This is a genomic window from Streptomonospora arabica, assembly GCF_039531585.1.
Classification (GTDB): domain Bacteria; phylum Actinomycetota; class Actinomycetes; order Streptosporangiales; family Streptosporangiaceae; genus Streptomonospora; species Streptomonospora halophila.
In genome coordinates, this window is the sequence record NZ_BAAAQI010000016.1 from 39353 (window position 1) to 65534 (window position 26182).

General features: G+C 72.4%; 28 protein-coding genes. 10 read left to right on the plus strand and 18 right to left on the minus strand.

Annotation, left to right across the window (positions count from 1 at the left end; genetic code table 11):
* Positions 1-106: 106 nt before the first annotated feature.
* The gene (locus tag ABD284_RS20650; RefSeq protein WP_344146131.1) at positions 107-718 is read left to right on the plus strand and encodes a TetR/AcrR family transcriptional regulator C-terminal domain-containing protein; all 612 of its coding nucleotides are present in this window, start codon (positions 107-109) and stop codon (positions 716-718) included.
* Positions 719-987: 269 nt separating this feature from the next.
* Here the strand turns inward: ABD284_RS20650 and ABD284_RS20655 are convergent, their stop codons facing one another.
* Positions 988-1584: a TetR/AcrR family transcriptional regulator gene (locus ABD284_RS20655; protein ID WP_344146134.1), complete on the minus strand. Its 597-nt coding sequence runs from the start codon at positions 1582-1584 to the stop codon at positions 988-990.
* Positions 1585-1801: 217 nt separating this feature from the next.
* Here ABD284_RS20655 and ABD284_RS20660 point away from each other — a divergent pair, with 217 nt between their 5' ends.
* Entirely contained in the window at positions 1802-2536 is a 735-nt protein-coding gene (locus ABD284_RS20660) for an SDR family NAD(P)-dependent oxidoreductase (protein WP_344146137.1), read from the plus strand.
* Between the two features lie 329 nt (positions 2537-2865).
* On the opposite strand, the gene ABD284_RS20665 is transcribed toward ABD284_RS20660, so the two are convergent.
* From ABD284_RS20665 to ABD284_RS20695, 7 genes are all read right to left on the minus strand, one after another.
* Positions 2866-3759 (minus strand): manganese catalase, encoded by an 894-nt coding sequence (locus tag ABD284_RS20665; RefSeq protein ID WP_344146140.1) that lies wholly within the window; start codon positions 3757-3759, stop codon positions 2866-2868.
* A gap of 137 nt (positions 3760-3896) precedes the next feature.
* Complete coding sequence (locus ABD284_RS20670) at positions 3897-4907, minus strand: NAD(P)-dependent alcohol dehydrogenase (protein WP_344146143.1); 1011 nt, start codon at positions 4905-4907, stop codon at positions 3897-3899.
* 97 nt (positions 4908-5004) lie between these two features.
* The gene (locus ABD284_RS20675) at positions 5005-5241 is read right to left on the minus strand and encodes a helix-turn-helix transcriptional regulator (RefSeq protein ID WP_344146146.1); all 237 of its coding nucleotides are present in this window, start codon (positions 5239-5241) and stop codon (positions 5005-5007) included.
* 1 nt (position 5242) lies between these two features.
* On the minus strand, positions 5243-5641 hold the full coding sequence (locus ABD284_RS20680) for a hypothetical protein (RefSeq protein WP_344146149.1): 399 nt from the start codon (positions 5639-5641) through the stop codon (positions 5243-5245).
* Positions 5642-5796: 155 nt separating this feature from the next.
* Positions 5797-5988: a ferredoxin gene (locus ABD284_RS20685; RefSeq protein ID WP_344146152.1), complete on the minus strand. Its 192-nt coding sequence runs from the start codon at positions 5986-5988 to the stop codon at positions 5797-5799.
* Between the two features lie 14 nt (positions 5989-6002).
* Positions 6003-6275 (minus strand): class I SAM-dependent methyltransferase, encoded by a 273-nt coding sequence (locus ABD284_RS20690; RefSeq protein WP_344146155.1) that lies wholly within the window; start codon positions 6273-6275, stop codon positions 6003-6005.
* Positions 6208-6792, minus strand: coding sequence for a PadR family transcriptional regulator (locus ABD284_RS20695; RefSeq protein WP_344146158.1), 585 nt, complete (start codon positions 6790-6792; stop codon positions 6208-6210). The genes ABD284_RS20690 and ABD284_RS20695 overlap by 68 nt, the downstream gene beginning before the upstream one ends.
* 108 nt (positions 6793-6900) lie before the next feature.
* Here ABD284_RS20695 and ABD284_RS20700 point away from each other — a divergent pair, with 108 nt between their 5' ends.
* The 6 genes from ABD284_RS20700 to ABD284_RS20725 all read left to right on the plus strand — a co-directional run bounded on the left by ABD284_RS20700 (position 6901) and on the right by ABD284_RS20725 (position 11876).
* Entirely contained in the window at positions 6901-8037 is a 1137-nt protein-coding gene (locus ABD284_RS20700; protein WP_344146161.1) for an aromatic ring-hydroxylating dioxygenase subunit alpha, read from the plus strand.
* A 1-nt stretch (position 8038) separates the two neighbouring features.
* On the plus strand, positions 8039-9040 hold the full coding sequence (locus ABD284_RS20705; RefSeq protein WP_344146164.1) for a PDR/VanB family oxidoreductase: 1002 nt from the start codon (positions 8039-8041) through the stop codon (positions 9038-9040).
* A 48-nt stretch (positions 9041-9088) separates the two neighbouring features.
* Positions 9089-10423 (plus strand): MFS transporter, encoded by a 1335-nt coding sequence (locus tag ABD284_RS20710; protein WP_344146167.1) that lies wholly within the window; start codon positions 9089-9091, stop codon positions 10421-10423.
* A 144-nt stretch (positions 10424-10567) separates the two neighbouring features.
* Positions 10568-10756 carry a hypothetical protein gene (locus ABD284_RS20715; protein WP_344146170.1) on the plus strand — a complete coding sequence of 63 codons (189 nt, stop codon included), beginning with the start codon at positions 10568-10570 and terminating at the stop codon, positions 10754-10756.
* Positions 10757-10857: 101 nt separating this feature from the next.
* On the plus strand, positions 10858-11226 hold the full coding sequence (locus ABD284_RS20720; RefSeq protein WP_344146173.1) for an ArsR/SmtB family transcription factor: 369 nt from the start codon (positions 10858-10860) through the stop codon (positions 11224-11226).
* A complete protein-coding gene (locus tag ABD284_RS20725; protein ID WP_344146176.1) occupies positions 11223-11876 on the plus strand; it encodes an SRPBCC family protein in 654 nt (217 codons plus the stop codon). Before ABD284_RS20720 ends, ABD284_RS20725 begins: the two co-directional genes overlap by 4 nt.
* Before the next feature lie 73 nt (positions 11877-11949).
* On the opposite strand, the gene ABD284_RS20730 is transcribed toward ABD284_RS20725, so the two are convergent.
* Positions 11950-13143 (minus strand): lycopene cyclase family protein, encoded by a 1194-nt coding sequence (locus ABD284_RS20730; protein WP_344146179.1) that lies wholly within the window; start codon positions 13141-13143, stop codon positions 11950-11952.
* A gap of 52 nt (positions 13144-13195) precedes the next feature.
* On the opposite strand from ABD284_RS20730, the gene ABD284_RS20735 reads away from it, so the two are divergent.
* On the plus strand, positions 13196-13936 hold the full coding sequence (locus tag ABD284_RS20735; RefSeq protein ID WP_344146182.1) for a class I SAM-dependent methyltransferase: 741 nt from the start codon (positions 13196-13198) through the stop codon (positions 13934-13936).
* On the plus strand, positions 13936-15507 hold the full coding sequence (locus ABD284_RS20740; RefSeq protein ID WP_344146185.1) for an FAD-dependent oxidoreductase: 1572 nt from the start codon (positions 13936-13938) through the stop codon (positions 15505-15507). Before ABD284_RS20735 ends, ABD284_RS20740 begins: the two co-directional genes overlap by 1 nt.
* On the opposite strand, the gene ABD284_RS20745 is transcribed toward ABD284_RS20740, so the two are convergent.
* The 9 genes from ABD284_RS20745 to ABD284_RS20785 form a co-directional block, all read right to left on the minus strand.
* Positions 15471-16469 (minus strand): DUF5914 domain-containing protein, encoded by a 999-nt coding sequence (locus ABD284_RS20745; protein ID WP_344146188.1) that lies wholly within the window; start codon positions 16467-16469, stop codon positions 15471-15473. The two genes, ABD284_RS20740 and ABD284_RS20745, sit on opposite strands and share 37 nt — an antisense overlap.
* 40 nt (positions 16470-16509) lie before the next feature.
* Positions 16510-17457 carry a phytoene/squalene synthase family protein gene (locus ABD284_RS20750; RefSeq protein WP_386699575.1) on the minus strand — a complete coding sequence of 316 codons (948 nt, stop codon included), beginning with the start codon at positions 17455-17457 and terminating at the stop codon, positions 16510-16512.
* Positions 17454-18974 (minus strand): phytoene desaturase family protein, encoded by a 1521-nt coding sequence (gene crtI / locus ABD284_RS20755; protein WP_344146191.1) that lies wholly within the window; start codon positions 18972-18974, stop codon positions 17454-17456. Before crtI ends, ABD284_RS20750 begins: the two co-directional genes overlap by 4 nt.
* Before the next feature lie 106 nt (positions 18975-19080).
* Entirely contained in the window at positions 19081-20079 is a 999-nt protein-coding gene (locus ABD284_RS20760) for a polyprenyl synthetase family protein (protein ID WP_344146194.1), read from the minus strand.
* 934 nt (positions 20080-21013) lie between these two features.
* Positions 21014-21652, minus strand: coding sequence for a DUF1707 SHOCT-like domain-containing protein (locus ABD284_RS20765; RefSeq protein WP_344146196.1), 639 nt, complete (start codon positions 21650-21652; stop codon positions 21014-21016).
* A gap of 193 nt (positions 21653-21845) precedes the next feature.
* On the minus strand, positions 21846-22706 hold the full coding sequence (locus ABD284_RS20770) for an alpha/beta fold hydrolase (protein ID WP_344146199.1): 861 nt from the start codon (positions 22704-22706) through the stop codon (positions 21846-21848).
* Entirely contained in the window at positions 22703-23128 is a 426-nt protein-coding gene (locus ABD284_RS20775) for a helix-turn-helix domain-containing protein (RefSeq protein WP_344146202.1), read from the minus strand. The genes ABD284_RS20770 and ABD284_RS20775 overlap by 4 nt, the downstream gene beginning before the upstream one ends.
* A 316-nt stretch (positions 23129-23444) precedes the next feature.
* The gene (locus ABD284_RS20780; RefSeq protein WP_344146205.1) at positions 23445-24338 is read right to left on the minus strand and encodes an SMP-30/gluconolactonase/LRE family protein; all 894 of its coding nucleotides are present in this window, start codon (positions 24336-24338) and stop codon (positions 23445-23447) included.
* Between the two features lie 248 nt (positions 24339-24586).
* Positions 24587-26167 carry a PTS transporter subunit EIIC gene (locus ABD284_RS20785; protein WP_344146208.1) on the minus strand — a complete coding sequence of 527 codons (1581 nt, stop codon included), beginning with the start codon at positions 26165-26167 and terminating at the stop codon, positions 24587-24589.
* Positions 26168-26182 lie beyond the last annotated feature (15 nt).

Below are 26182 nucleotides of genomic sequence, written 5' to 3' on the forward strand. Positions count from 1 at the left end.
AGCCGGAGCTCTTTCGCCCCCCAAAGTACTTGGTCGGTGACCAAGTCTCAATCGGGGAGCGGCGTGCGGCCGATTACTGTGGAGCACAAGGCCAACGGAGGAGCACATGGTTCAGCAGCGCCACAACAGAGAAGGGGTGGTCCAGGCGGCCCTGGATCTGCTGGACGAAGAGGGCATCGAGAAGGTCACCCTGCGCGGCGTCGCCAAACGACTCGATGCCCACCTGAACACCGTCTCTTACCAGGTGCGCACCAAGGCGCACCTGTTCGAGCTGATGGCCGACGCCGTCCTCGGCGACCTCGACCTCGATGGCCTGCCTGACGCCCCCCGGCAGCGAGTCCACGCCTTGGCCGCAGGACTCCGCGCCGTCATGCTCTCCCGGCGTGACGGGGCTCGACTGGTGGCCGGCACCGACGCCTTCCAGGCGAATACGCTGCGTGCCGCGGACATCCTCGCCGCCGCCACCCTGCAGCTCGCCGCCGATGAGGCAACCGCTGCACGAAGCGTCTGGAGCATTCACTACCTGGTGTTGGGGCTGACTCTGGAGGAGCAGGCCGGTCGCAGCGGGATGCCTCCAGGTGGACGACTCGTCTTTTCCGAGCAGGATTACCCGTCCCTACACCGCCTGGGTGCCCGAGCCGTCAATGAGCCCTTTGAAGAACGCCTGCGCTTCGGTGTGGAGGCCGTCATCACCGCCGCCGCGGCCCATGGAGGATGATTTTTTCGCTCCGTGATGCGCAGTGGTCACAGGCCACGGGCCGTGAAGACCTGAAGTCCACCTCTGCGCTCAGCTTGGATCCAAGCTCACCGCGATGTAAAACCTCGCGGGCGGCCCCCGCCACAAACGCGCGGCGGCTCCTGCTTCACTCCCGCGTGTGCGGGACCCGCACCTGTTCCCGACCACGGTGCTGTTGCGCATCGGTGCACTCCCGCGGGCGCGGTGCCTTCAGCGCTCTGTTCCCGCGACACAGGTCGGTGGCCGGTCGGCTACTGCGCCGGCGCGGGCAGCAACCGGCTCAGGGCGGATTGCCCCACTGCGGTGAGCACCTCGACGTCCATCCCGGTACGGCCGAGCGCGATGACTCCGAGTTGGGCGGCGAGGACCGCGCGGGCAACCTCGCCAGCGTTGGCGTCGGGGTCGACGTCGCCTTCGCGCTGGGCGCGCTCGAGCGCCTCGGTGAGGACGGTGATGACCGCGTCGTAGCTGCGGCGGGCCTCGGCTGCGACGTCCGGGGCGCTGGCGGCGAGTTCGGCGATGCTGTTGGCCAGCAGGCAGCCCCGCCGCGCGGCCGCTCCGGTCGGGTCGCCGGTCATGCTGAGCACGAACTCGCGCACCAGGTCGACCCCTCGTGGCGCGGACTCCAGACGCTCGCGCAGCATCAGCAGGTTCGCGTCGTCGTAGTCGCGTAGGACCCGCAGGAAGAGGCTGTGCTTGTCCCCGAAGGCCCCGTAAAGGCTGCCCTTGCCCAGCCCACTCACGCGCAGCAGGTCGTCCATCGACGTCGCTGCGTAGCCCTTGTTCCAGAACTCGTCGCGGACAGCGACGACGACGCGGTCTTCGTCGAACTCCCGAGGTCGAGGCATCACCCAACTCTACGAGTTCTGGACCCGATGGGCCACAACCGGCGGTCCGCTTCGCGGCCGCCCTGCTTTCGCCCCGCTTTCAGGGCGCCCCCGGGTGGCCCGACGAGCAAGGCCGTGAAGCCCCGCTCGGCGAGCCACTGCACGAGATATTGACCAATCAGTCCAGATAGGACAGAGTTGTGGACGATCCAGTCCATAACTCAAGGAGGTGGGCGGCGTGGCCGTCCTGACAGGCAAGGTGGCCGTGGTCACCGGCGGCAGCAGCGGCATCGGGCTCGCGATCGCGCGGGCCTTCCGCGACGAGGGCGCGAGGGTGTTCATCACCGGCCGGCGCAAGGAATCGCTCGACACGGCAGTCGCCGAGCTCGGCGAAGGCGTGACCGCCGTGGTCTGCGACTCTTCCGTGCCCGCCGATCTCGACGCTCTCTACGAGACCGTCCGCGAGCAGGCCGGACACGTCGACGTCGTGGTCGCCAACGCCGGCATCGGCACGACAACCCGGTTGGGTGAAGTGACCGAAGAGCAGGTCGACGGCCTGTTCGCCACCAACGTCAAGGGAACGATCTTCACGGTCCAGAAGGCGCTGCCGCTGCTTCGAGCAGGGGCCTCCATCATCTTGACCGGCTCGACCGCCGCGACACACCCGCAGCACGGCCTGGAGATCTACGGTGCGTCCAAGGCCGCGGTGCACAACCTGGCCCGCGGCTGGGCCCACAGCTCGCGCCGGTACGGCTTCCGCGTCAACGTGCTCTCGCCGGGCATGGTCCCCACCCCGGGCATGCTCGACCTCGTCCCCTCGGAGGCTCGGGAGCGGGCCAAGGAGATGATCCCTCTGGGACGGATGGGCGCCCCGGAGGAGATCGCCGCAGCCGCCACGTTCCTGGCCTCGGACGCCTCAAGCTACGTCAACGGCTCCGCGCTCGCCGCCGACGGCGGAGCCGGGCAGGTCTGACTCCCCCACCTGCCCCTGGGGACTCCAAAAAGCGTCGAGCCGGGCGACGATCGCCTCCAGCACGTCCTCAGCACGGCTCCACCGCGGGGTACCGCGACGGAGCCTGTCGTAGCGGGTGCCGATCCGCGCCGCGCGACGTGGCAGAACCCGGGCTCGGCGGCGTGCGCCCGCGGTGGTCGGCCCGGTCCAACGCGGGCGCACGCCCACCGCGCGATCCGCGCCGTCTGCGATGCCCTCGCTGGTCGGACGGCCCGGGACGACCGCGCGATCCGCGGCCCGGGGTGCGGGCGGCCGCCCGCACCCCGGGCCCTCTTCCTTCTCCGTTACCGCTACTGCAAGGTGTCCTTGATCCTGCCGGCGACGCCGCGCGCCTGGCCCGGCACGTGGGGCCCGCCCGAGGCGTCGGTGCGCGAGGTGACGTACTGGTGCGGCCGGGGCGCCGGCGCCGAGGCCTTGCCGCCCAGCGCGGCGGGATCGGCCATGTACTCGAACGAGTGCCGCCCGTCGGGCGCCTGCCCCGAGGCCCAGGGCCCCTGGTCGGCCTCGCCTCCGTCGGACAGGTGCCAGTGGGTGCGGGCGTGGGCCTGGTTCTCCTCCTCGAACAGGTCGTCGGGAGCCACGGGACCTTCCAGGCCGTCCTCCTGCAGCTGCTCGATCGCGGCCAGCCACTCGTTCTGGTGCACGGTGTCCCGAGCCAGGTTGAACTGCAGCATCGCCTTCACGCCCGGGTCGTCGGTCATGTGGTAGAGCCGCGCCGTCTGCAGCCGCCCCTGGGACTCCGCGGCGACGTTGGCCCGGAAGTCGGCCATCAGGTTGCCGCTGGCCACGATGTACTTGCCGTTCCACGGAGTCCCCGCGGAGTCGACCGGCAGCGCGCCCCCGCCGCCGACGATGGCCTGCTGCGGGTTCATCCCGCCCACCACGGCCGCCACGGCCGGTTCCTTGACGGCCTCGGCGGTGACGTCGTCCGGGGCCCCTTCGAGGAGGCGGCCCACCATGGTCGCGATCATCTCGACATGCCCGATCTCCTCGGTGGCGATGTCCATGATCAGGTCCTTGTACTTGCCCTCCATCCGGCAGTTCCAGCCCTGGAACAGGTACTGCATCGTCACTGTCATCTCACCGAAGGCGCCACCGATGAGCTCCTGGAGCTTCATCGCATACAGCGCGTCGGGCTTTTCCGGCTTGGCTTCGAACTGCAGATCACTGGTGTGGCGGAACACGGACGACTCCCCTGTGAAAGTGAACGGCCAGCGCGGCCGCCTCGGCGGCGGCCCGCTCGGACGCGGGCCCGGTGACGACGGCCGCTACCCCTCGCCCGTCCGTCGATTCACCTCACTTCCACCCGGCTGCATCGGATCTAACGGACCGTGAGGAGGACGGTGCCGCGCTTGCGGCCCGAGTCGACGCGCCGGTGGGCCTGCCGGATGCCGTCGAGCGGGAAGCGGCCGTCGACGACCGGCGCGAGCCGCCCCTCCACCGCCAGACGGGTGAGCACCGCGAGGTCGGCGGCACGCTCCGCCTGCGAGCGCAGCCCGGTCAGCGCCAGGCGGGCCCTTCGGTTGCCGAACAGGCGCGTCTGCAGGGTGTGCAGGAGGATCGCGGCACCGGGCACGGTGGTGAGGTAGACGCCGCCCGGACGGAGCAGGCGACGGCACCGGCCGTAGGAGCCGGTGCCCACGGCGTCGAAGACGACGTCGAAGCGCTCCCCGACGCGAGTGAAGTCCTGCTCGGTGTAGTCGATCACCTCGCCGGCGCCCAGCGAGGACACGAGCTCGGCGTTGGCGCCGCTGCAGACACCGGTGACCTCCGCGCCGTAGTAACGGGCCAGCTGGACGGCCGCGCTGCCGACGGCCCCCGAGGCGCCGTTGACGAGGATGCGCTGACCGCTCGCCAGGCGCGCGTGGTCGCGGAGGAAGGGCAGCGCGGTCAGCCCGCCGTCGGCCACGGCGGCCGCGTCCTCCTCGGGCAGGCCCGGCGGCCGGTGCAGCGCCCCGGCAGCCGATACGCGGGCGTACTCGGCGTGGGCGCCCATCGCCGCGCCGGTCTCGGCGACGACGTCGTCGCCCGGGGCGAACCCCGTGGCTCCGGGCCCGGTCTCCGCGACCGTTCCGACGACGAGCCCGCCCAGGACCGGGTTGCGCGGTTTGCGCAGCCCGAAGGCCAGCCGGGCGAAGGCGGGGCGGGCGGAGCGGGCGGCGCAGTCGGTGGGGGTGACGGCGCTGATGCGCACCCGCACCAGCAGCTCGCCGCCGCCGGGGCGCGGGCGGGGGACCTCAGCGACGCTCAGCACGTCGGGGGATCCGTAGCGGCGGCAGACGGCCGCTCTCATGGTGGTCGCGGGAGCGGCGCTGGATGGCTGTGGGGACATGGCGCAGTCCTCTCCGCCCGATGCGGGCGAGACGGTCGGCGGGCGCGGTCGGCGACCGCGGAAGGGAGCGCAAAAGGCGGAGCCCGGGCGGTCGTGCTCAGGCGTGGTCGCCATCGGGCGCGTCGGGATACTGGAAGACCTCTTCGAGCGGGGTGCCGAAGACCCGTGCGATCTGGAAGGCGACCTCCAGCGAGGGCGAGTAGCGCCCCTGCTCGATGGCGATCACGGTCTGGCGGGTGACGCCGATGCGTTCGGCCAGGTCCGCCTGGGTCATCTCGCCGCTGGCGAATCGCAGAGAGCGGATGGAGTTGGTGACGCGGGTGCGCTTGGCCATGCTAGAAACCCCGCCGGTACGCGGAGATCTTCACGGCCGAAGACGTGAGGGCGTTCAGCACGAACGCCAGGTAAAGCGTGTTGGCGATCCAGAAGTGCGCGAACTGGGCCAGGGTCAGCACCAGCGCCGCCGCGGCGACCGCAGCGAGCACGTAGAAGCCGATGTGCTCACCGTGCCGGTAGATCTCGGCGTCGCGCTCGTCGCGCCGCTCCCGGCCATGCGGGCCGACGACCGTGTTCAGTACCAGCGCGGCGCCGATGGCCAGGAGCATCGGGCGGACGTAGTCCACATCGGCGACGGGGCCTGCGGCGACCCGCGCGAGGATGACTGCGGCGTACACCGCTGACACCACCAGGGTGACGGCGGCGTACGTCCACACCCGCCTCTCTTCGAGTGACACGTGCCCTCCCCGATGTAAAACGAACTTGACACCAGGAATGTAAACCAGGACAGACACGATGTCAACTATTTTTAACATCCCGGGGCGCCGCACGCGGATCCTCGCCCGCGCCGCGTCGGGGTCGCCCTCTTCTGCGCGCGCATGACCTGCCGTGATCAGTCCACGTGCACGGCGCCCGACGGGCATGCGGCTTCCGCGTGGTCGACGGCCTCACGCTGGTCGTCGCCGGGTTCCTCCTGCAGCACCAGGACGAGGCCGTGGTCCTCGTCCTGGTCGAACACGTCGGGAGCGGCGAGTACGCACTGTCCCGCTCCCACACAGACTCGCCGGTCTCCGGTCACGTGCATCGGATTCTCCGCTCTCACCAGGTGACGATCAGTTCGTCGACCGGGGAGGCGTTGTCGCCCAGGGTCTGGCGCCCCGGAGCGAACGCGCTGCCGTGCGCGAGGCGCAGCGCGCGGGTGTCGAGTCCGGCACCGAGCACGACGACCTGCGCGGCTCGATCGGCGTCCCCTCGTTCGCACCGGCCGGAAGCGCCGGTGGCGGCAGGTCGGCGCCTTCGGGGGTCAGCGGCCGTGCAGTTCCTCGAGAAGCGCGAACCCGTCCGCGATCCAGGCCAGCTCGGTGCGGGCACGGGCGATGAGGCCGTCGTAGGCGTACACCTTGTAGCGCACCGCGAGCTCGGCATCCCGCTCGTTCAGCGTGGAGAGGCGAGCCGCCAGGGTGGGGTGGCTGCGGTCGAGCAGGGTGGCCCGGGTGCCTTCGAGCATGCGCAGCTGCTCCTCCCAGTACGCCTGCTGCTGCCGCAGCTGCTCCCGCACGGCCGCGGGATCGGCGAAGTCGAAGTAGGCCGCCTTCAGGTACGCCGGATCGCGCTGCCGCTGCGGTACCAGGGGCGACTCCATCCAGGCGCGGAAGTCGGCCAGCCCGGCGTCGGTGACGTGGTACTCCTTCTTCGTCCCCTTCTTGCCCCAGGGCACCTCGACCGACGTGAGCAGCCCGTCGCGCTCCATCCGGTTGAGCTCGGGATAGATCTGCGAGTCGGGCGCATGCCAGACGTGCGCCACTGAGCGGCTGAAGCTCTTGGAGATGTCGTACCCGGTCATCGACCGACCTGTGAGCAGTGCGATCAGCGCGTAACGCAGTGACACCGGCCCCGCCTCTCCGATTCGGTGGCGCTGTCCGTCCTTGCCAACTAACTATATCCATAGGTAGCTTGTGAGCCGCGCAACACATACCTCTCTTCATAGGGAGTTTCCATGACCCTCACCGCCTCCTCTCCCCTGGCGGACACCGCCCCACCGACCGCCGCGGCGGCGAAGATCTTCAACCACCCCCGCAACGCCTGGTATGTCGCGGCCTGGGACCACGAGGTCACCGGCAAGCAGCCGCTGGCGCGCACCGTCGCCGGCGTTCCGCTGGCGTTGTGGCGCAACAGCGAGGGCCGCGCCGTCGCCCTCGCCGACGCCTGCTGGCACCGGCTCGCACCGCTGTCCAAGGGCAGGGTCCTGGGCGACGAACTGCAGTGCCCGTACCACGGACTGCGCTACAACGCGAGCGGTCGCTGCACGGGGATGCCGGCGCAGGAGACGATCAACCCCAGCGCGGTCGTCCCCTCCTACCCCGTTGTCGAGCGCTACCGGTACGTCTGGGTGTGGGTCGGAGACCCGGACCTGGCCGACCCGACCGCCGTGCCCGACATGCACCAGATGGACGACCCGGCCTGGGCCGGCGACGGCGAGACCATCCACGCCGAGTGCAACTACCAGCTCGTCCTCGACAACCTGATGGACCTCACCCACGAGGAGTTCGTGCACTCTTCGAGCATCGGGCAGGAGGAGCTGTCCGGGGCCGAGTTCGACGTGACCCACGAGGGCGACACCGTCACGGTCACACGCTGGATGCGCGACATCGCGCCGCCGCCGTTCTGGCTGAAGAACATGCGCGACAAGTTCCCCGGGTTCGAGGGCAGGGTCGACCGGTGGCAGATCATCAGGTTCGAGGCCCCGGGCACGATCTGCATCGACGTCGGTGTGGCGAAGGCCGGTACCGGTGCGCCCGAGGGCGACCGCAGCCAGGGCGTGAACGGGTACGTGATGAACACGATCACCCCGGAGACCGACCGCTCCTGCCACTACTTCTGGGCGTTCATGCGCAACTACCGCCTGGACAGCCAGACCATCACCACCCAGCTGCGCCAAGGTGTGCACGGGGTCTTCGGCGAGGACGAGGACATGCTGCGCGCGCAGCAGCGGGCCATCGACGCCAACCCCGAGCACGAGTTCTACAGCCTCAACATCGACGCCGGCGGCATGTGGGTACGCCAGATCCTGGAGCGCATGCTCGCGGCGGAAGGCCGTCCCTCCTCCGCACCGGCTTCCGGCCGAGGGGCTTGAGGTGGCGGTGCAGGCCCGGGCCCGCTGGCAACGGGCCCGGGTGGTCGAGGTCGCCGACGCCGCCGAGGGTGTACGCCGCATCGTCCTCGAACCCGAGCATCCCGAGCACGCCGCGCCCGGCACACACATCGACGTCGAGACCGGCAGCGGCGCCCGCCGGGTGCGCTCCTACTCCGTGGTGCGCTCCGAGGACGGCGGCCGCAGGCTGACACTCAGTGTGCAGCTCTCCCCGACCTCGCGCGGCGGCTCCGCGGCGATGCACCGGCTGCGGGTCGCAGACGAGGTGGCCGTCACCGGACCGCTCCAGAACTTCCCGCTCGCGGTCGGCGCCACCCGCTACGTACTCGTGGCCGGCGGTATCGGCGTCACCGCGCTGGTGGCGATGGCCTCCGCGCTGCGCCGCCGCGGCGCCGACTACGAGCTGGTGCTCGCCGGCCGCAGCCGCGCCGTGATGGCCTACCTCGACGACCTGGTCGCCGAGCACGGCGATCGGGTGCGTGTCCACGTCGACGACGAGGGCACCTCGCTGGCGGTCGGCGGCCTCGTCGCCGGGATCGCCCAGGCGCCCGCCGCCGCGACCACCGAGCTGTACATGTGCGGTCCGATCGGGCTCATGGACGCCGTCTCGCGGACCTGGGCCGAGCACGGCCTGCCGACGACCAACCTGCGCTTCGAGACGTTCGGTTCCAGCGGCCGGCACCCGGCCGAGGAGTTCGTGGTACGCCTCCCCCAGCTCGACCGGGAGATCACCGTCGCACCCGACACCTCGATCCTCGACGCCCTCGCGGCGGCCGGCGTGGACACGCTCTCGGACTGCCGCAAGGGCGAGTGCGGGTTGTGCCTGGCCAAGGTGGTCAACTCGACCGGCACCATCGACCACCGCGACATCTTCCTGAGCGAGTCCCAGAAGGAGCGCTCGAGCAGCCTGTGCCTCTGCGTCTCCCGGGCGGCGGCCGGCAGCGGCCAGGCCCGTCCCGCCGTCCTCTCCCTGCACCTCACCTGACCCGGCGCGCCGCCGCCTGCACCCGGACCCCCACCACCTGGACACCCCATGAACATCACCGCACGCATATCGCAGACACCGATGAGCGGCTACCAATGGCTGATCATCGCCCTCTGTACCTTCATGAACTGCCTGGACGGCTTCGACGTGATGGCGGTCGCCTTCACGGGGCCCTCGGTCACCGAGGAGTTCGGGCTGACCGGATCGCAGTTCGGGCTGCTGGTCTCGGTCGGTCTGATCGGGATGGCGATCGGCTCGATGCTGCTCGCTCCGTTCGCCGACCTGGTCGGTCGGCGCCCGCTGATCCTGCTCAGCCTCGCCCTCGGCACGATCGGCATGTTCGGCGCGGCGATGGCGCCCTCGGTGACGGTCATGGGCGTCTTCCGCCTCGTCACCGGCATCGGTGTCGGCGGCATCCTGGCCAGCACGAACGTGATGGCCAGCGAGTTCTCCAACGCCAGGAACCGCGGTTTGGCCATCGGCATCTACACCGCCGGGTACGGCATCGGTGCCACTGTGGCGAGCCTGGTCGCGAAGGCCGCGGTCGGCGGTGACTGGCGGATCGTCTTCTACGCCGGTGGTTTCGGCACCCTGCTCGCCCTGGTCGTCATCGCCGCCATCCTTCCCGAGTCGGTCGCCTTCCTCGAGCAGAAGCGCCCGAGCGGCGCCCTGGCACGGATCAACCGGACACTGGCCCGGATGCGGATGGAGGTCCTCACCGACACCGACCTCGACCAGGCCGCCGCCGCCCGCACGGGAGGCGAGCGGGCCGCTTCGGGGTGGCTCAAGCAGCGGCTGCCCCCGACCGTTCTGCTCTGGATCACCTTCATCACGATCATGTTCGGCTTCTACTTCGTGAACAGCTGGACACCCACGCTGCTGGTCGAGGAAGGCCTCTCCGAGGGCGCCGCCGTGACCGCCGGGATGGCGATCTCCATCGGCGGCACCGTCGGCTCGATCCTCTACGGAGTCGCCGCCCGGATGCGTACGCCGCGGGTGGTGCTGATCGGGTTCTCCCTGCTCTCCGCCGCGATGATGGTCGTCTTCATCCTGAGCACCTCGACTCTGTGGCTCGGGTTCGGCATCGGCGTCGTCGTCGGCGCCCTGATCAACGGCTGCATCGCCGGTGCGTACACCGTCGGCCCGGCGCTCTACCCGGCCAACATCCGCAGCGTCGGCATGGGCTGGGCGCTCGGGATGGGGCGCATCGGAGCCATCCTGTCCCCGACCGTCGCGGGCATGCTCAACGACGCCGGCGCCTCGGCGACCCAGCTCTACGTCGGTGCCGCCATGGTGGTCGCCACCTGCGCACTCGTCCTGGTCGGCCTGCGCCGGTACGACCCCGACTCCAGCCCGGCGGCCAAGGAAGAACTGGCCGTGTGACCTCCGCCCGGCCTCTCCGCGGCGCGGGCCGTCCGGTTCTCCGGTCGGCCCGCGCTCGTCACGCGCCGCGCACGGCCGCGCTCCTCCCGACCGGAACGCGGAACCCCCGGACGGGCGGACCGCTGGAGGCGCCGCTCCGATGCCGTGGTCGCCATCCCCGGCACGACCAACCCCGACCATCTGCGCGCCAACGTCGCGGCCGCAGAGGTCGCCGAGCACCTGACCGAGGCCGAGGTCGCCCACCTGACCGGCCTGGTCGACGAGTCGCGGGCCGTCCTCGACCCGACGCCCCAGCCGGGGTCCGGCACCACCGCGGGCGCCGGCCACCGCTGAACAGGGCAGATCCCACCGCGGCGCCCCGGAGCGGCCGCCGGGCGCGCGCAGCGTAGAAATATCACCCTTGACTTATATTGGGCGGTGCTTATTCTGGTCGTGTGCACGCCTTCGACGTTCTCGGTGACCCTGTCCGCAGACGCATCCTCGAGCTGCTGGCCGGCGGCGAGATGCCGGCCGGCGACGTCGTCCGCGTGATCGGCGAAGAGTTCGGGATCAGCCAGCCGGCGGTGTCCCAGCACCTCAAGGTGCTCCGGGAGTCGGGGTTCACGGACATGCGGGCCGAGGGGACCCACCGGGTGTACTCGCTGGACCCGGAGCCGCTGCGCAGCGTCGACGAGTGGCTGGATCCGTTCCGGCGATTCTGGGCACCGCGCCTGGATGCGCTCGGCACCGAGATCGCCCGCGGCAAGAAGGCACGACGAGACGGCGCCACGCCGGCGCCGTCCGACGACGAGGAGCAGCCATGACCGGGCCGTCCGACAAGATCATCGCCTCGCAGGCGGAGGAGGTGCGCCGCGACCTCGCCGTCGATCGCGAGGGGAACAGGCAGCACACGGTTCAGACCATCAGCCAGTCCTATCCGACCACGCTGGAGGACCTGTGGGAGGCCTGCACACAGCCCGACCGGCTCGGGCGCTGGTTCGCACCGGTCAGCGGCGACCTGCGGCTGGGAGGCCGCTACCAGGTCGAGGACAACGCCTCCGGCGAGGTGGTGGCCTGCGATCCGCCGCGGTCCTTCACGGTGACGTGGGAGTTCGCCGGGGAGTCCAGCCAGGTGGCCGTGCACCTCGCCCCGGAGGGGGACCGGGTACGGCTCACCCTGGAGCACCAGCACACCGGCGACGCCGACTCCGCGTTCTGGGCCCGCTTCGGACCGGGCGCGACAGGGGTGGGCTGGGACCTCGCCCTGCTGGGTCTGGTGCTGCACCTGGTCGCCGGGGAGGACCGCCCCGACGATCCCGACGCCTTCGCCCGGACCGCGCCCGTCCGGCGGTTCATCCGTGCCGCGAGCGAGCGCTGGGGCGAGGCGTCGGTGCGCACCGGAACACCCCGGGAGGACGCCGCCGCGGCCGCGGACCGCACCACCGCCTTCTACCTGGGTGAGGAGCCCGCGTAGCCGGCGGTCGCGTGGCCGCCTGGGCGGTCGGCATCCGCGCGCGGCATCGGTGCACGCTCCGCAAGGCGCGCCGTCAGGGTGGACTGCGCATCGGGCGCGGGGAACGGAACGCGCACTCCAGCATCGTCACCGACATCGGCACGACGGGGGCCGTCGCCCCCACGAGCAGCTCGCGCCCCAACCCCGACCGCCCATCCAAGAAGTCCAGCACGTCGCGCATGTCGTTGCGTGCGAAGAGCCGGGCGAAGAACGCCGCGCCGTCCAGGCGCCCGGAGTCCAGGGCGCGCAGCAGCACGGCGTCCATGGCCAGGTGCCGACGGCTGTGCGGGATCGGCGGCAGGGGCAGGCGGCCGCGTTCCAGAGAGCGCACCACCGAGGCGACCTGGCGCTGGATGCCGCTGAAGGTGTAGCCGGTGGACGGTCGGGTCGCACCGCCGGCCGCACCCATGCGGAAGACGCGCCGCCCCGCCCGCGTCGCGAAGCCGCCGTCCGTCATGGGGATGACCCCTTGCTCGGAGGCCGAGACCGTGAACCGCTCCAAGCCGAGCACCTCCGCGGTGTAGTGGTGCAGAGCCGCTTCATAGCCCGCGTCGTCGAGGACCCGGCGGGTGAACTCCGTGTACTCCACCAGCGCCTCCCGGGGAGAGAGCGGAAGCACGTAGCCGAACGAGACGCCGCGCCGCGGCTGGGCGGTGCGCAGGTCCATCAGCACGGCGGAGCCGGGGTCGAAGGCGTCGTGCCCGGTGTGCACGAACCATCCGCGGAAGTGCTGCAGCAGCGTCGTGCGGGCGGCGGGCGGAGCAGTCAGCGGGCGGGAGTCGAAGACCCGGCGCGCCGTGAGCGAGAGCGGAGAACCGTCGGCTCGCGACGCGTGCACCGTCGCGTGGTCAAAACCGTCGTCGATCGCCTCCACCGTCGCCGCGTACTCGTGGACGCCGGGCCCCATGCGCCCGCGGACGTGGTCTTCGAAGTCCCGGGAGCGGAGCATCTTGTAGGACTGGGGACCGATCGACTGCCCATGCCGGGCGCCCGTGGGCGAGACGACCGACAGGGTGTCCCACCGGGCGGCCAGGACCTCGTCCCACGGGCCGGCGCCGTGCTCCCAGAAGCACCACGTGCGCTCGTTCGGACGCGGCGCTCCCGCCGGCGGTTCGACGAGGGCGATCTGCGGCGTGCCGACGCCGGGCAGCACGATCCCCGCGGCGGCGTGGGCCAGGCTGAGGCCGGCCGCGCCGGCACCGACGATGAGCAAGTCGAATACCCGCATGGCGGTTAGCCTGGCACAAAGACCGGTTCCTTTCGCTTCGGCTCGGAGGATCATGGCAAAGACGGTCCGCGCGATGAAGGCCGGCCGGGTGGGGGACGAGTTCGACCGCGCCGCCGCAGCCTACGACCTGCTCGTCGCGGCGAACCCGGGGTACCACCGGCACCTGCGCGCGTCGGCGCGCAGGCTCGGACTCCCGCGGGGCGGGGAGGGGCTCCGCGTACTCGACCTCGGCTGCGGAACAGGCGCCTCCACCGCCGCCCTCGCCCGCGAGTACCCCCGTGCCGAGATCATCGGTGTTGACGCGTCCGAGGGCATGCTCGCCCGGGCCCGCGCCAAGCGCTGGGGACCCCGGGTCCGCTTCGTGCACGCCCGCGCCGAAGACCTGGCCGCGGGCGCCCTGGGCGGCCCCTCCGACGCGGTCTTCGCCGCCTACCTGCTGCGCAACTGCCCCGACACCGATGCCGCTCTGGCGGCGGTGCGCGACCTGCTCAAGCCCGGGGGCGGAATCGTGCTGCACGAGTACTCCGTCGCCGACTCGGTGGCGGCGCGCTGCGTGTGGTCGCTGGTCTGCTGGGGGGTGATCATCCCCCTCGGATGCGTCGCGACCGGCCGGTCCGCGCTGTACCGCTACCTGTGGCGCAGCGTCCTGGAGTTCGACGGCGCCGCGCGCCTGCGTCGACGGATGCGCGAGGCGGGACTGGAGAACGTCCGCACCCAGGCGCTGGGCGGCTGGCAGCGAGGCATCGTGCACACCTTCGCCGGCACGGCGCCCGCTCCCTCCGGCTCCCGGTGATGTGGGCTCCGGCCGACCCCCGGGCCGAGGAGGTCGCCCCCGCCGCTCCCCGGGCAGCACGGCCCGCAACCGCTCCGAGAACGGCGGTCGTGGGCGGCGGCATCGCGGGACTGGCCGCGGCCACGGGACTGTCCGAACGCGGCGTGTCGACCACCGTCTTCGAGCGCGAACCCGGCCTCGGCGGGCGCCTGCGGGGGTGGCCGACCACCCTCGGCGACGGCAGCGAAGCGACGATGAGCCGCGGTTTCCACGCCTTCTTCCGCCAGTACTACAACCTGCGGGCGCTGCTGGCACGCCTGGACCCCGCCCTGGGCATGCTCAGCCCTCTGCCCGACTATCCGCTCGTGCACGCGAACGGCCTCCGCGACGGCTTTACCGGGCTTCCGGCCTCCCCGCCGCTGAACGCATTCGCGCTGGCGGTGCGCAGTCGGAGCTTTCCCGCCCGCGAACTGGCCCGGGTCAACCTCGCCGCCGCCCTCCAGCTCCTCGACGTCGACGTCCCCGGCGTCTACCGGCGCCTGGACCACCGGGACGCGCCCGCGCTGCTGGAGGCGATCCGCTTCCCTCCGCGCGCCCGGCACCTGGCCTTCGAGGTGTTCTCGCGCAGCTTCTTCGCCGACCCTGCGCGGCTCTCGGCGGCCGAGCTCGCCGTCATGTTCCATGTGTACTTCCTCGGCTCCAGTGAAGGCCTGCTGTTCGACGTCGCCAACGCGCCCTATCCCCAGGCCCTCTGGGATCCCTGGTCCTCCTACCTCGCACGCCGCGGGGTGGGGCAGCGGCTTTCGACACCCGTCTCCGAGATCGCTCCGGGAATCCGGCGCCGCTTCGCCGTCCACCCGGAGGGCGGGGCCGCCGAGGAGTTCGACGCCGTCGTCCTCGCCACGGACATCGCCGGCCTGCGGCGGCTGACCGCCGGCTCTCCCGCCTTGGGCGCACAGGACTGGCGCCGCCGCGTCCTCGCCGCGCCCAGCGCCCCGCCCTTCCTGGTGAGCCGGCTGTGGCTGGACCGGCCTGTACGCGCCGAACGCCCCGGTTTTCTGGGGACCGCCGGCTACCCCACGCTCGACAACATCAGCGTGCTGGAGCGCTTCGAGGACGAGGCCGCCCAGTGGGCGCGGCGCACCGGCGGTTCGGTCGTGGAGCTGCACGCCTACGCGCTGCCGGAATCCTGCGACGTACACGTCGAGCAGCAGCGCCTGATCGCCCAACTGCACCGGGTCTTCCCGGAGACCGCGCGGGCGGGCGTCGTGGACCAGCGCCACGAACTCCGCGCGGACTGCGCCCTCTTCCCACCGGGCGGCTACGAGCACCGGCTGGCCCCCGCCACCCCCGACCCCGGGCTGGTGGTAGCGGGCGACCACGTCCGTGTGGACCTCCCGGTCGCCCTCATGGAGCGCGCCGCGACCAGCGGGCTGATGGCCGCCAACGAGTTGCTCGCCGGCTGGGGACTGCCCGGTCACCGGCTGTGGAGCGTGCCCAGCCGGGGTCGCTGGGCGCCGATGCGGGCGCTGGCCCGCTGGGGGCGCGCCGGGGCTCAGCCGGGCCAGTGGCCCGACGTCCGCAGCGCGTAGCGCCGCTCCGCATACGAGATGTCGTCGCGCCACAGGCGCCGGGCGGCCGCGCGCATCAGGGGGCGCACCACCGGCGCGGCACGTGCGGCCAGGGCGAAACCGGGCCGCTCGGAGGAGGCGATGGTGGCCTCGACGACCGCTGTCGTGGGGACACCGCCGCGAACGCCCAAGGGGGTCGCGTGGGTCTCGACCACGCTCCCCTCGCCCTCGCCTTCGATGATGTGCATGGCCACGGTGCGCGGTTCCGGGCAGCTGAACGCGGCCCGCACGGGCACTCCCCACCGGCCGGCCACCTTGAACGCCACCTCCGCGACCATCCGGTCGGGGTCCGGGTCGCTTCCCGACGCCGTCTCGGTGACGCGCAGACCCACGAAGGAGTAGGGGTGGAACCACGACCCGTGCCAGGGGTCGAGCCTGTTGGCCACCAGGTCCTCGGGTTCGCACCGTCCGGCCAGGCTCTCCACCGCCGCGAGGGTGGTGGCGGAGGCGGGCCGCTCGGGGAGGACGGGGCGGGCGAGCGGTTCTTCGCCGCCGATCCGGTCCAGGCGGACCCATGCCAGCGTCCCGTCGTCGTAGGCGGGATAGGGCTGCCACCCGGGGAACCCCTCCGGCCCCAGGTCCAGGCCGTGCCAGCGGCACACCAGTCTCCCCGCGTCGACGGCGCCCCGGCACAGCGGTGCTCCCAAGTGCGGACAGGCGCCGGGCGCCGCGTGCAGGCGCCCCTCGCCGTCCCGCCAGGCGACGATCTCGCTGCCGGCGACCATCCGCCCGAAGGGGCGGTCCCGACGAACGTCCGCGCTGGCGGCGAGCACGTACCAGTTCCCGGAAGGACGCGCCAGCGCACGTTTGACAGCGTCGCCGATCACCGCGGGGGACGCCTCGCGCCACGAGGGGCGCTGGCGGCTCCACCGCGTCGCGGGCAGTCGACGCAAGGGGAACCGTCTGGGCTCGAAACCGGGCATGTTCCTCCTCCACATCACCGGCGCCGGGTGCGCGGGCGGGTCACGCGCTGAGCCCGCGTGCCGCCCAGGCCCTGGCCAGCGCCGGCACCGCGGTGCGCACGCGGCGGGAGCGCGCGACGCGGTGGCGCCGCGACCATACGTCGTACCCGGCGTCCTCGATCTCGTCCAGGATGCCCCGGTACAACCGCAGGGCCGTTTCGACACACGGCCGCGCGACCGCAGAGAGCATCGCGCACCCCGGCTCGGCTTCGCGGTAGACCGCGCGGTTGAAGGCGACCACCTCCGCCAGGGCCCGGCGGACACGGGTGTCCTGGACGCGCGTACGGCGGCAGCGCATCAGCAGGTCTCGGTCGACACCGTGGCAGGCGAGCACGTCGGCCGGAAGGTAGACCCGCCCCCGGTCGAGGTCTTCGGCGAGGTCGCGCAGGAAGTTGGTCAACTGGAAGGCCGTACCCAGCGCCGCCGCGTGCGGCGCCGCTTCGGCCCGGGGCACCACGGTCCCCAGGACGGGAAGCACCTGCAGGCCGATCACGGCGGCCGAGCCGTACATGTACGCATTGAGTTCCGCGAAGTCGGCGTAGTCGGTGACGGTCAGGTCCGCGCGCATGGACCCCATGAACGCGGCGAAGTACTCCGCGGGGATTTCGTAGCGCCGGGCGGTGTCGGCCAGGGCCCGCACCGGCGGAGCCTGCGCCCGCCCGCCGGACAGGGCCGCGTCCAGATCCCGCTCGACGCCTTCGAGCAGCGCCGCACTGTGCTCCGCCGTCCGCCCCGGTTCGGGTTCGTCGACCAGGTCGTCGACCCACCTGGCGAATCCGTACAAGGCGTGGATCCCCGGTCTCCGCCCGGCGGGAAGGACCCGAGTGGCCAGGTAGTACGTGCGCCCGTGCCGGGCGTGCAGAGCGCGGCTGCACGCGTAGTCCCGGCGCAGTGCGGTCCCGGTGACGCCCGCCGCGTCGAGCTCGGCGGCCGCTCCTCTCGCGATCACCGTGCCCCCTTCCCCACGGCTGCCCCGCCCGCGATCCGGGCGGCCGCCAGCTTCCCGGACACCAGGGCTGTGGGGAGTCCGACTCCGGGCGTGGTGCCGCACCCGGCAAGGACCGCGTTTTCGGTGCCCGCTACGCGGTTGCGCGGCCGGAACGGGCCCGTCTGGGCGAACGTGTGCGCCGTGGCGAAGGGGGTGCCGTAGGCCATGCCTCTGCGCGACCACTCCAGCGGAGTGGTCAGCCGCTCGGTCACGATCGCGGCTCCGAACCCCTCCAGCCCGCGCCGCTCCAGCGTGCGGACGAGGCTGTCGCGGTAGCCGTCCGCCGCGCGCCGCCAGTCGATCCCGCCGGTGCGCAGGTTGGGGCACGGTGCCAGCACGTAGTACAGGTCGCGCCCGGGGGGCGCCAGTGCGGCATCCGTGGCCGTGGGGCGGGTGACGAGCAGAGAGGGGTCGCTCATGGTCGTGCCGCGTCGGCAGATCTCGTCGAAGGTCTGCTCCCAGGCGGCGCCGAAGGAGATGGTGTGGTGCGGCGTCTCGGCCCACGCGCGGTCGACCCCGGCGTGCAGGACCACGGCGGAGGGCGAGAACCGCAACGGGACCGGGCGCCACGGGGTTCGCCCGAGCAGGCGGTAGGCCATGGGCAGATCGGGGGTGAGTACAACGGCGTCGCAGTCGAGTCGGAGGCCTTCGGCCGTCTCGACCGCCGTAACCCTGTCGCCGCGGCGCACCAGGCGCCGCACCTCCTGGCCGAAGTGGAGGGTTCCTCCGGCGGCGACGACGGCGTCGGCGAGCGCGTCGCTCAGCGCCCTCATGCCGCCCATGGGGAAGTACACGCCCGCGACGGTGTCCATGTAGGCGATGACCGCATAGGCCGCCATCGCCTGCTGCGGGGCCACTCCGGCGTAGAGGGACTGGAACGAGAAGATGCGGCGCAGTCGCTCGTCGGACACGAAGCGCCCGATGGCCGGTGCGAGGCGCCCGAAACCGCCCATGGCGGCCAGGTGGGCGAGCTCCGGGGTGAGCAGCTGCAGCGGCGAGTCGAAGTTCGCGTCGATGAACGACCGCATCTGGAGCCGGTACAGCCGGCCCAGCCAGCCGCGCAGGCGCAGGTAACCCCGGGCCTCCCGGCCGCCGGCCTTGCGGGCGACCTCCTCGGCCATGGACTCCGCGTCCGTGTGCACGTCGATGGTGGAGCCGTCGGCGAATCGGGCACGATAGGCGGGGTCGAGCCGGACGAGGTCCAAGCGGCGGTCGAGGGAGTCGCCCACGGCCGAGAGGGCCTCGTCGATCAGGTGCGGCATGGTGAGTACCGTCGGCCCTGTGTCCATGCGGAAACCGTCTGCATCGTCGCGGCCGGCGCGCCCTCCCGGATGCCCGTCGCGTTCGACGACCGCCACGGACCGCCCGGCTCCCAGCAAGTGCAGCGCGGCGGCGAGTCCCGACAGGCCGGCGCCCACGACGACGACGTGGTCGGTGCGGCCAGGAACGGTACGCAGCTGAGATGCGCTCGGCTTCATGGCTCTCTTCTCTGTCGGACCGATTCCGGAACGCGTATCCGGGCCTGTACCGAGAGTCGCGCCGCTGTCGGCTGCCGGCCGTCACCAGCACGCGCCACCGGTTCGGTCAGGTCGCGCGTGTGATCGCCCCGTCCGCCCGCCGCCGGAGCTCCTCGTAGGCCACCGGGGTGATGGGCGCGTCTGCGAGGGAACGCGTTCCCTCGCGCAGAAGCGCGGCGAGACGCTGTTCCACGGCCTTCTTGGCCCCCAGGGCCGCCAAGAGGTCGGCGACCGCGCGCACGTCGGCGTCGGGGAGCCCGGGGTCGCCGATCGCCGAGTCCAGCATCCGCACCGCCTCGCGGTCCCCGCGTTCGCGCGCGCGCCGCAGGCCCACGGCCAGGAGCAGAGTACGTTTGCCCTCCCGCAGGTCGGCGCCGACCGCCTTACCCGTCTGCGCGGGTTCGCCGTACAGGTCGAGCAGGTCGTCGCGCAACTGGTAGGCGGAACCGACCGCCTCCCCGTACCTGCGCAGGGCCTGGACGACCTTCTCGTTCGCGTCGGCCAGGGCCGCGCCCAGGTGCAGCGGGCGCTCGGCGCTGTAGGCGGCCGTCTTCAGCCGGTTGACCCGCAGCGGGGTGGACTCGGCCGTATCGCCCCGCGCCTGGGAGCGCATGTCGAGGAACTGGCCGACCACCATCTCCGTGTGCATGGCGCGCCAGGGTCCACGTGCCCGCTCCCGGGCGTCGGGCATATGGCTCAGGGCTTCGGTGAACATGTCCTCCGCCCAGACCAGGGCCAGATCGCCGGCGAGCAGGGCCGCGCTCTGCCCATAGTGGTCGGGGTCTCCGAGCCACCGCTTCGAGCGGTGGTCGTTCGCGAACCGCACGTGGACAGCGGGCTCGCCGCGGCGTACCTCGGACCTGTCCATGACGTCGTCCTGGAAGAGCGCGAACGCCTGGACGAGTTCCAGCGCGGAGGCGGCACGCAGCGCAGAGGCGGCTTCGGGACCGTCGTCGGCGCCGCCCGCGGCACGCCAGCCCCACCAGGCGAAGGTCGGCCGGACTCGCTTGCCTCCCTCGACGACGAACCGGGCCAGCCGGTCGAGGACCTCGTCGGCGAAGTCCACGTCCAGGCCCGCGACGGCGGGGCTCCGCCGACCCAGGAAGTCCTCGAGATGCCGGGTGACGGCCTCACGCAGACACGCGTCCCCGCATGCCGCCGGACAGGACGCTTCGTGGTGCTTCCGGTCGCCCCGGGGGCGCACCCTCGATCCGGATGCAGTCAATGTCGGCCTCCTCGACCACGAGTCGCGTGCGTCGCTCCTGCCGGGTTCCGCCGAAGACGGGAAGCTCCTGTTTTTCCTTCGCGCTTGCCGAGGCTGTTTCGAGGACCGATCGGCGGCTGCGGTCGGCACGCCGCGTCGGCGTGTCCGGGACCGTGCATTCCGGACGGTGCCGCCGAGCGCGGGCGAAGAGCCGGCGTTTCGGCCGCCCGTGTCAGCGACCGCTTGGTGTACCGCCGACTCGCCTACCGCCCCCGCACTTGCGCAAACCTCCGCTGAGAGAACGCCGACCGCCACGCGAAGGCCCCGGAGAATGCGCCCGCCGCCGTCGGACGCGCGAAGCGGTACTCCGCCGGCGCGGCCGGTTCTCCCAGGAAGAACCCGAGAATATCGCCGAACGGGGCGCGCAGCAGGCCCGGCACGCCGCCCGGCGCCGCAATGCCCGCCCGCACGTTCACGGGTGAACCGCTCGACCGCCCGGGCTTGTGCGACCCGAGGATCCGGAGCGGGTCCGGGCCCTTGCGCAGCAGCGCACGGCCCTCAGCGGGCGGGCACGGGCTAACGGGTCGGCGGGTCCTCGCGCAGGCCGTGGAGGACCTTGGCGGCGATGTCGGCGAACCGGTCGAGCTCGTCGGCGGTGAGCCGGTCGACGAACAGGCGCCGGACCTCCTGGGCGTGGCCGGGCGCGGCCGCCTTCAGCGCGGCGAGGCCCTCCGCTCCAGCGCCTGCCCGGGAAGCGCCGGCCCCGCCGTGGCGGGTGAGGAGGGCTCAGCGGCCGCTAGCGCGGAGGCCCCGGCCTCCGCAGCAGCCATTGCGCGAAGGTCCGCCGCGCGGGTCGTACCACCACGCGCCCGAAAACCTTCTGGCCGACCAGCTCCACCCGCAGAGTGACGGGCGTATCGGGATCGGTCGGCGCCCGACGGTGCTTGACCTTGCTGTGCGCCAGCCGCAGACCGTCGGTATCGACCACGATGCCCGGTCTGGTGACCAGCGTCAGGGTCTTGCCCGCCATGTCCACGTCGATCCGCACGGTGCCCTGCGTGACCACGGCCTCGGTGAAGTCGAGTGTCACGCTGCACCACTGCACCGCCAGCTCCAGCCTCCGCGGCACCACCCAGCGGCCCGCGCGCTCGACCCCGGCGCTGTGCACCTGCTCGATTCGAACGACGTCCTTGGCCTCTCCGACCGTCGCCGCCACCGGCGGCAGGTCAGCGGTGAGAACGGCCAGTTCGCTCACGGTCCGCGCCGACAGGGCGGCCTCCAGCCGCTCGTCCAACTCGTCCGCCGTCAGCAGGCCGTCGCCGGCCGCGATACGCAGCACATCGGCCACACGGTCGCGGTCCGCATGGGAGACCCGGAGCTCGGGCGACGAGCCGGGACCGGCTCCCTCCCCGGTGGGCGGCACTTCTCCCGACATGGTCTCCGTCCCGGTTCCCGTCGAACGAACCTCGCGCGATGCGGCGGCGGCGCGACTCGGACCGACGCTATAACGCGCGGGGTGCCCGGCCAAGCCCGGTCGCGGGAAAGGCGGCCGGGACCGGGAGGAGTCCGTCGACCCGTCAACCCCGCCAAGCCCGTCAACCCCGCCAAGCCCGCCGGACCGTCCGCGGCTACGTCCCGGACGGTTCGCGCAGGAAGTGGTGGACGGTCGACGCCTGTCCCACGATGGAGTGCGCGGCGTCGCGCAGGACGTGGACGGTCGCGTGCGGAACACACCGTCGCAACCGGCGGGCGGTCTCGTGCGAGTCGAGCATCGCGTCGTGGGCCCCGACGACGGCGAGAACGGGCATGGGCAGCCCGCGAAGGGCGTCGTCGGAGAAGGCGGGCAGCCTCTCCATGCGGGGCCTGAAGTGGGCGAACGTCAGGGCCATCGAGTCGAGGAACTCCCTCGTCCCGGCTCCCCGCAGACCGGCGACCGCCTCCAGCGTCCTGCGCTGTCCCCACTGTCCGAACGGCCGCAGCAGCAGGGCCTTGAGCATCCATCCCGACTTCTGCCTGCCGATACCGCCCGGGCACAGCAGCGCCAGGCGGGTGACGCGCTCGGGCCGCCGCGTCGCGTAGTCCAGGGCCAGCCATCCGCCGAGGGAGGCGCCGACGACCGCCGCGCGTGCGACGCCGAGGCCGTCCAGCACCTCGTCCAGCCAACCGGCGTAGGCCGCCGATCCCAGCGGCGGCCGGGACGGTGCGCTGAAGCCGGGCTCGCCGATCACGTCCACGGCGTAGACGCGGAAGTGCTCGGCCCAGACGGCGGCGTCGCCCATCCACATCGCCGTGTTCGTCCCCGACCCGTGCAGCAGGACCACGGGCGGCGCGGTCTCGGGCCCGCAGGCCACGGCGAACGTCTCGCCTTCCCGGGTGGGCACCCGGACGTGCGTGTTCGGTACCGGCCACCGCTCCAGCAGGCCCCGGTAATGGTCGTGGACGGCCCGTGCACCGGCTTCGCTCCGGTAGATCCCCTGGGGTGTGTTCACGGTTCGACCACCGTCCCGACGAGTTCCAGGACGCGCGTGGTCTCGCTCAGGCCGCCGAGGACGACGACCTTCAGCCGGGCCCGCTCTTCGTCGTAGGAGGTCTCGAAGCGCAGCCGCCGACCGTCGGTGTTCCCGCCGGCGGCTCCCGTCAGCAGGGTGGTGACACGGTGGGCGTCCTTGGGGCCGATCGCGTCGATCTCGACGATGCTCGACACGTCGACGTGCCGCCGCCGGGCCGCGGCACCGGGCGCGGCGGCGACGGTGCCTCCGGTGAACGCCTCAAGGCTCTCATGGGTGATCCGGTACTGCTTGCCGATGCGCGCCGCCGGTAGCCGCCCGTCGCGCACGTAGCTGCGCACCGTCTTGACGTGCAGGCCCAGCAGGTCCGCCACCTGGTCCACCGAGTAGAGCCGCTGAGACACGGCCTCCTCCTCACGGTCGCCGTCGAGCGCAGGTCGAACCCCCTGGCATGGAATCCACCATCACTCCCTTTACGTCCCGATCGTAGACCATGTTATGGAATGATAGGGAACATTGCGGAACGACGAGCCCGATCTACTCAGAGCAGGGAGGTGAAGGCGGCGTCGGCCCGGGTGGACGCGGAAGCGGCGGCCTGCGGACCGCGGCTCGGGCGACCGGTCGCCCACCTGCCCCCTCACCGGCGTATGCGGAGAGGCGGCGTGTCCATCGGGCGGGGATCGCGTAGCCGCCTTCGGCGGCCCCGCCCGGCTCGCCGGTTCAGCCGGCGAACTCCAGGGGCGCCATGCCGACCGCACCCGGCACGACCCGGAACAGGGCGCCCGCCTGCGGCCACCGCTCTGTGTCGAGGTTCTCCGCCGAGGTGGTGATGTACAGCTCGGACAGGTCGGGGCCCGCGAAGGTGCAGGCGGTCGGGCGCGGAACGGGCAGTTCCACCACGGTGTCCAGCCGCCCGCCGGAGGTGTAGCGGTGGACGGCGGCGCCGTCCCACAGCGCCACCCAGACACCGCCCTCGGTGTCCAGGCAGATGCCGTCGGGGTTGCCCTGCTCGGGCGGGATCTCCACGAAGGCGCGCCGTTCGCCCAGCTCCCCGTCCGGGGCGACGTCGAAGGCGTCGACGCGGTGCGTGGGCGTGTCGACGTAGTAGGCACGGTCGCCGGAGGGTGTCCACGCCAGCCCGTTGGAGATGGTGACCCCGTCGAGGATCCGGGTCGCGCTGAGGTCCGGGTCGAGCCGGTACAGCGCTCCGCGTCCCGGCGCGGCGCCGTAGTCCATGGATCCGCAGTAGAAGCGGCCGTGGAGATCGCACCCGCCCTCGTTCATCCGCACCTGGGGATCGCTCCACAGCTCCGGAAGGCGGTGGACCTCGGCGGAACCGGGTTCGATGAGCGCGAAGCCGCGCTCCACCGCCACGACGAAACCGCCGTTTTGGCGGGGGCGGGCGGCGGCGGCGACGCGGCCGACGGCGGTGCGCTCGATGGCCCCGTCGGTGTGGCGGCGCGCCAGGATGTCGCCGGCCAGCATGTCCATCCACCGCAGGCAGCCGTCGGCGGGACACCACACCGGGCCTTCCCCGTGGTAGGCCAGAGGCGGTCCCGCCTGTTCGGCTCGCAGGCGCCGGGGGCGGTCGCCCTTGGTCGGTCTGTGCGGCACACGGCAAACATACGCCACGGCCGGGCGCGGCCATCAAGCGGTTCCGCACCGGGTGGAGGGCGCCCGTCCGGGGCGCTTTCCGTCTGGCCCCGGGCGCCGAAGGCGGGCACGGCCTCCGCCTGTGCCAGGACCGGGCACGGCGGGACGGCGCCCGGCACGCGGCCCTCCGCAGCCGTCCGGCCCAGGCGCAGCCGGACGCGGTCGGCCGCCGGTGCCCGGCCCCGCCGACCGGTGATCCGCCCGGGGCGTCAGCTCCCCGACGCGGCGGGTGCGTCCGCGCGTCGGGACCCGTCCCCGTCCGGCTGCGCCTGGGCCGTGGGAGCGTCGGCGGGCGAGGAGTCCGGCGCGATGCGCTCGGCCGCGTTCAGCTCGGCCGCGGCCTGGCGGCTCAGCCCGAAGAAGTAGGTGAGCACGAACCCGGCGATGTAGCCGACCACAAGGCCCAGGCCGTAGACCAGGACCGCGGCGCCGATGCCCCGGCTGCCCTGCAGCAGGGGGAACAGGGCCAGCCCGGAGGGGCCGATCGCGGTCGAGCCCGCGCTCACCCCCAACTGGTTGGCCAGGCCCAGAAAGCTCCCGCCGGCCGCGCCGCCGGCGCAGGCGGTCAGGAACGGGCGGCCCAGCGGCAGAGTCACGCCGTAGATCAGCGGTTCGCCCACACCGAGCAGGCCGGCGGGAAGCGCCGAGCGGATGGTGCTGCGGATCCCCTCGTTGTGCTTGAGCCGCACATACAGGGCCGCGGCCGCGCCGACCTGCCCCGCGCCGGCCATCGCCAGCACCGGAAGCAGCACGGTGTAGCCGTCCACACCGATCAGAGTCGTGTGGATCGGGATGAGCGCCTGGTGCAGGCCCAGCATGACCAGGGGCAGGAACAAGCCGCCCAGGATCAGCCCGGCCAGCGCCCCGGCCTGGCCCAGCAGCCAGTCGGCCGCCACTCCGATGGCCGCCGACACCTCTCCGGCCACGAACATCAGCCCGTACACCGTGACCAGACCCGAGACCAGGACCGCGACGGTAGGGGTGATGAGGATGTCCAGGGTGCCGGGCACCCACCGGCGGGTCCAGCGTTCGACGTAGGCGCACAGCGCCGCCGCGCCCAGGGCCCCCAGCACACCGCCCTGGCCGGGCGCCAGTTCGGCGCCGAAGGCCTGGATGTCGGCCACACCGGCGAAGGGGATGATCGCGGCGACCGCGCCGCCCAGAATCGGGGTGCCGCCGAACTCCTTGGCGGTGTTCACGCCCACGAAGACCATGATCAGGGACATGAACCCCTTGGCGATCGCGTCCAGCGCGGGCAGGACGGGCGTCAGCCAGCCCAGGTTGGTGAACACGCCGGTCACCCCGGCCAGGATGCCGCAGGCGATCAGCGCGGGGATCAGCGGTACGAAGATGTTGGCGATGCTCCGCAGGAACAGCTTGAACGGGGTGGCGTTGCGCCGCTTGTTCTCGGCCCGGATCGCCTGGCCCTTGGCGGCCAGCGCGTCGGCGTCCGAACCCGCGCCGGACGCCGCCCCCTCCGCCGCCGCGGAGTCCGCGCCGCTCCCGCCGCCCGCGCCGACGCGTTCGAAGTCGACGAGCCGGGCGAACTCCTCGGCGACCTTCGACACCGCGGCCGGGCCCAGCACGATCTGAAAGGTCTCGTCGTCGACCACGCCGAGGACCTTGGGGTGGTCGCGGATGTCCTGCTCACGGACGCGGGCGCGGTCGGCGACGCCGATCCGCAGCCGGCTGATGCAGTTGGTGACGGAGGTGACGTTGTGCTCGCCGCCGACCAGCGCGAGCAGCTCCCGTGCTGTCGCCGCGTGTCCGGTGGCACCCGAGTCACTCATTGCCAGCTTCCTTCC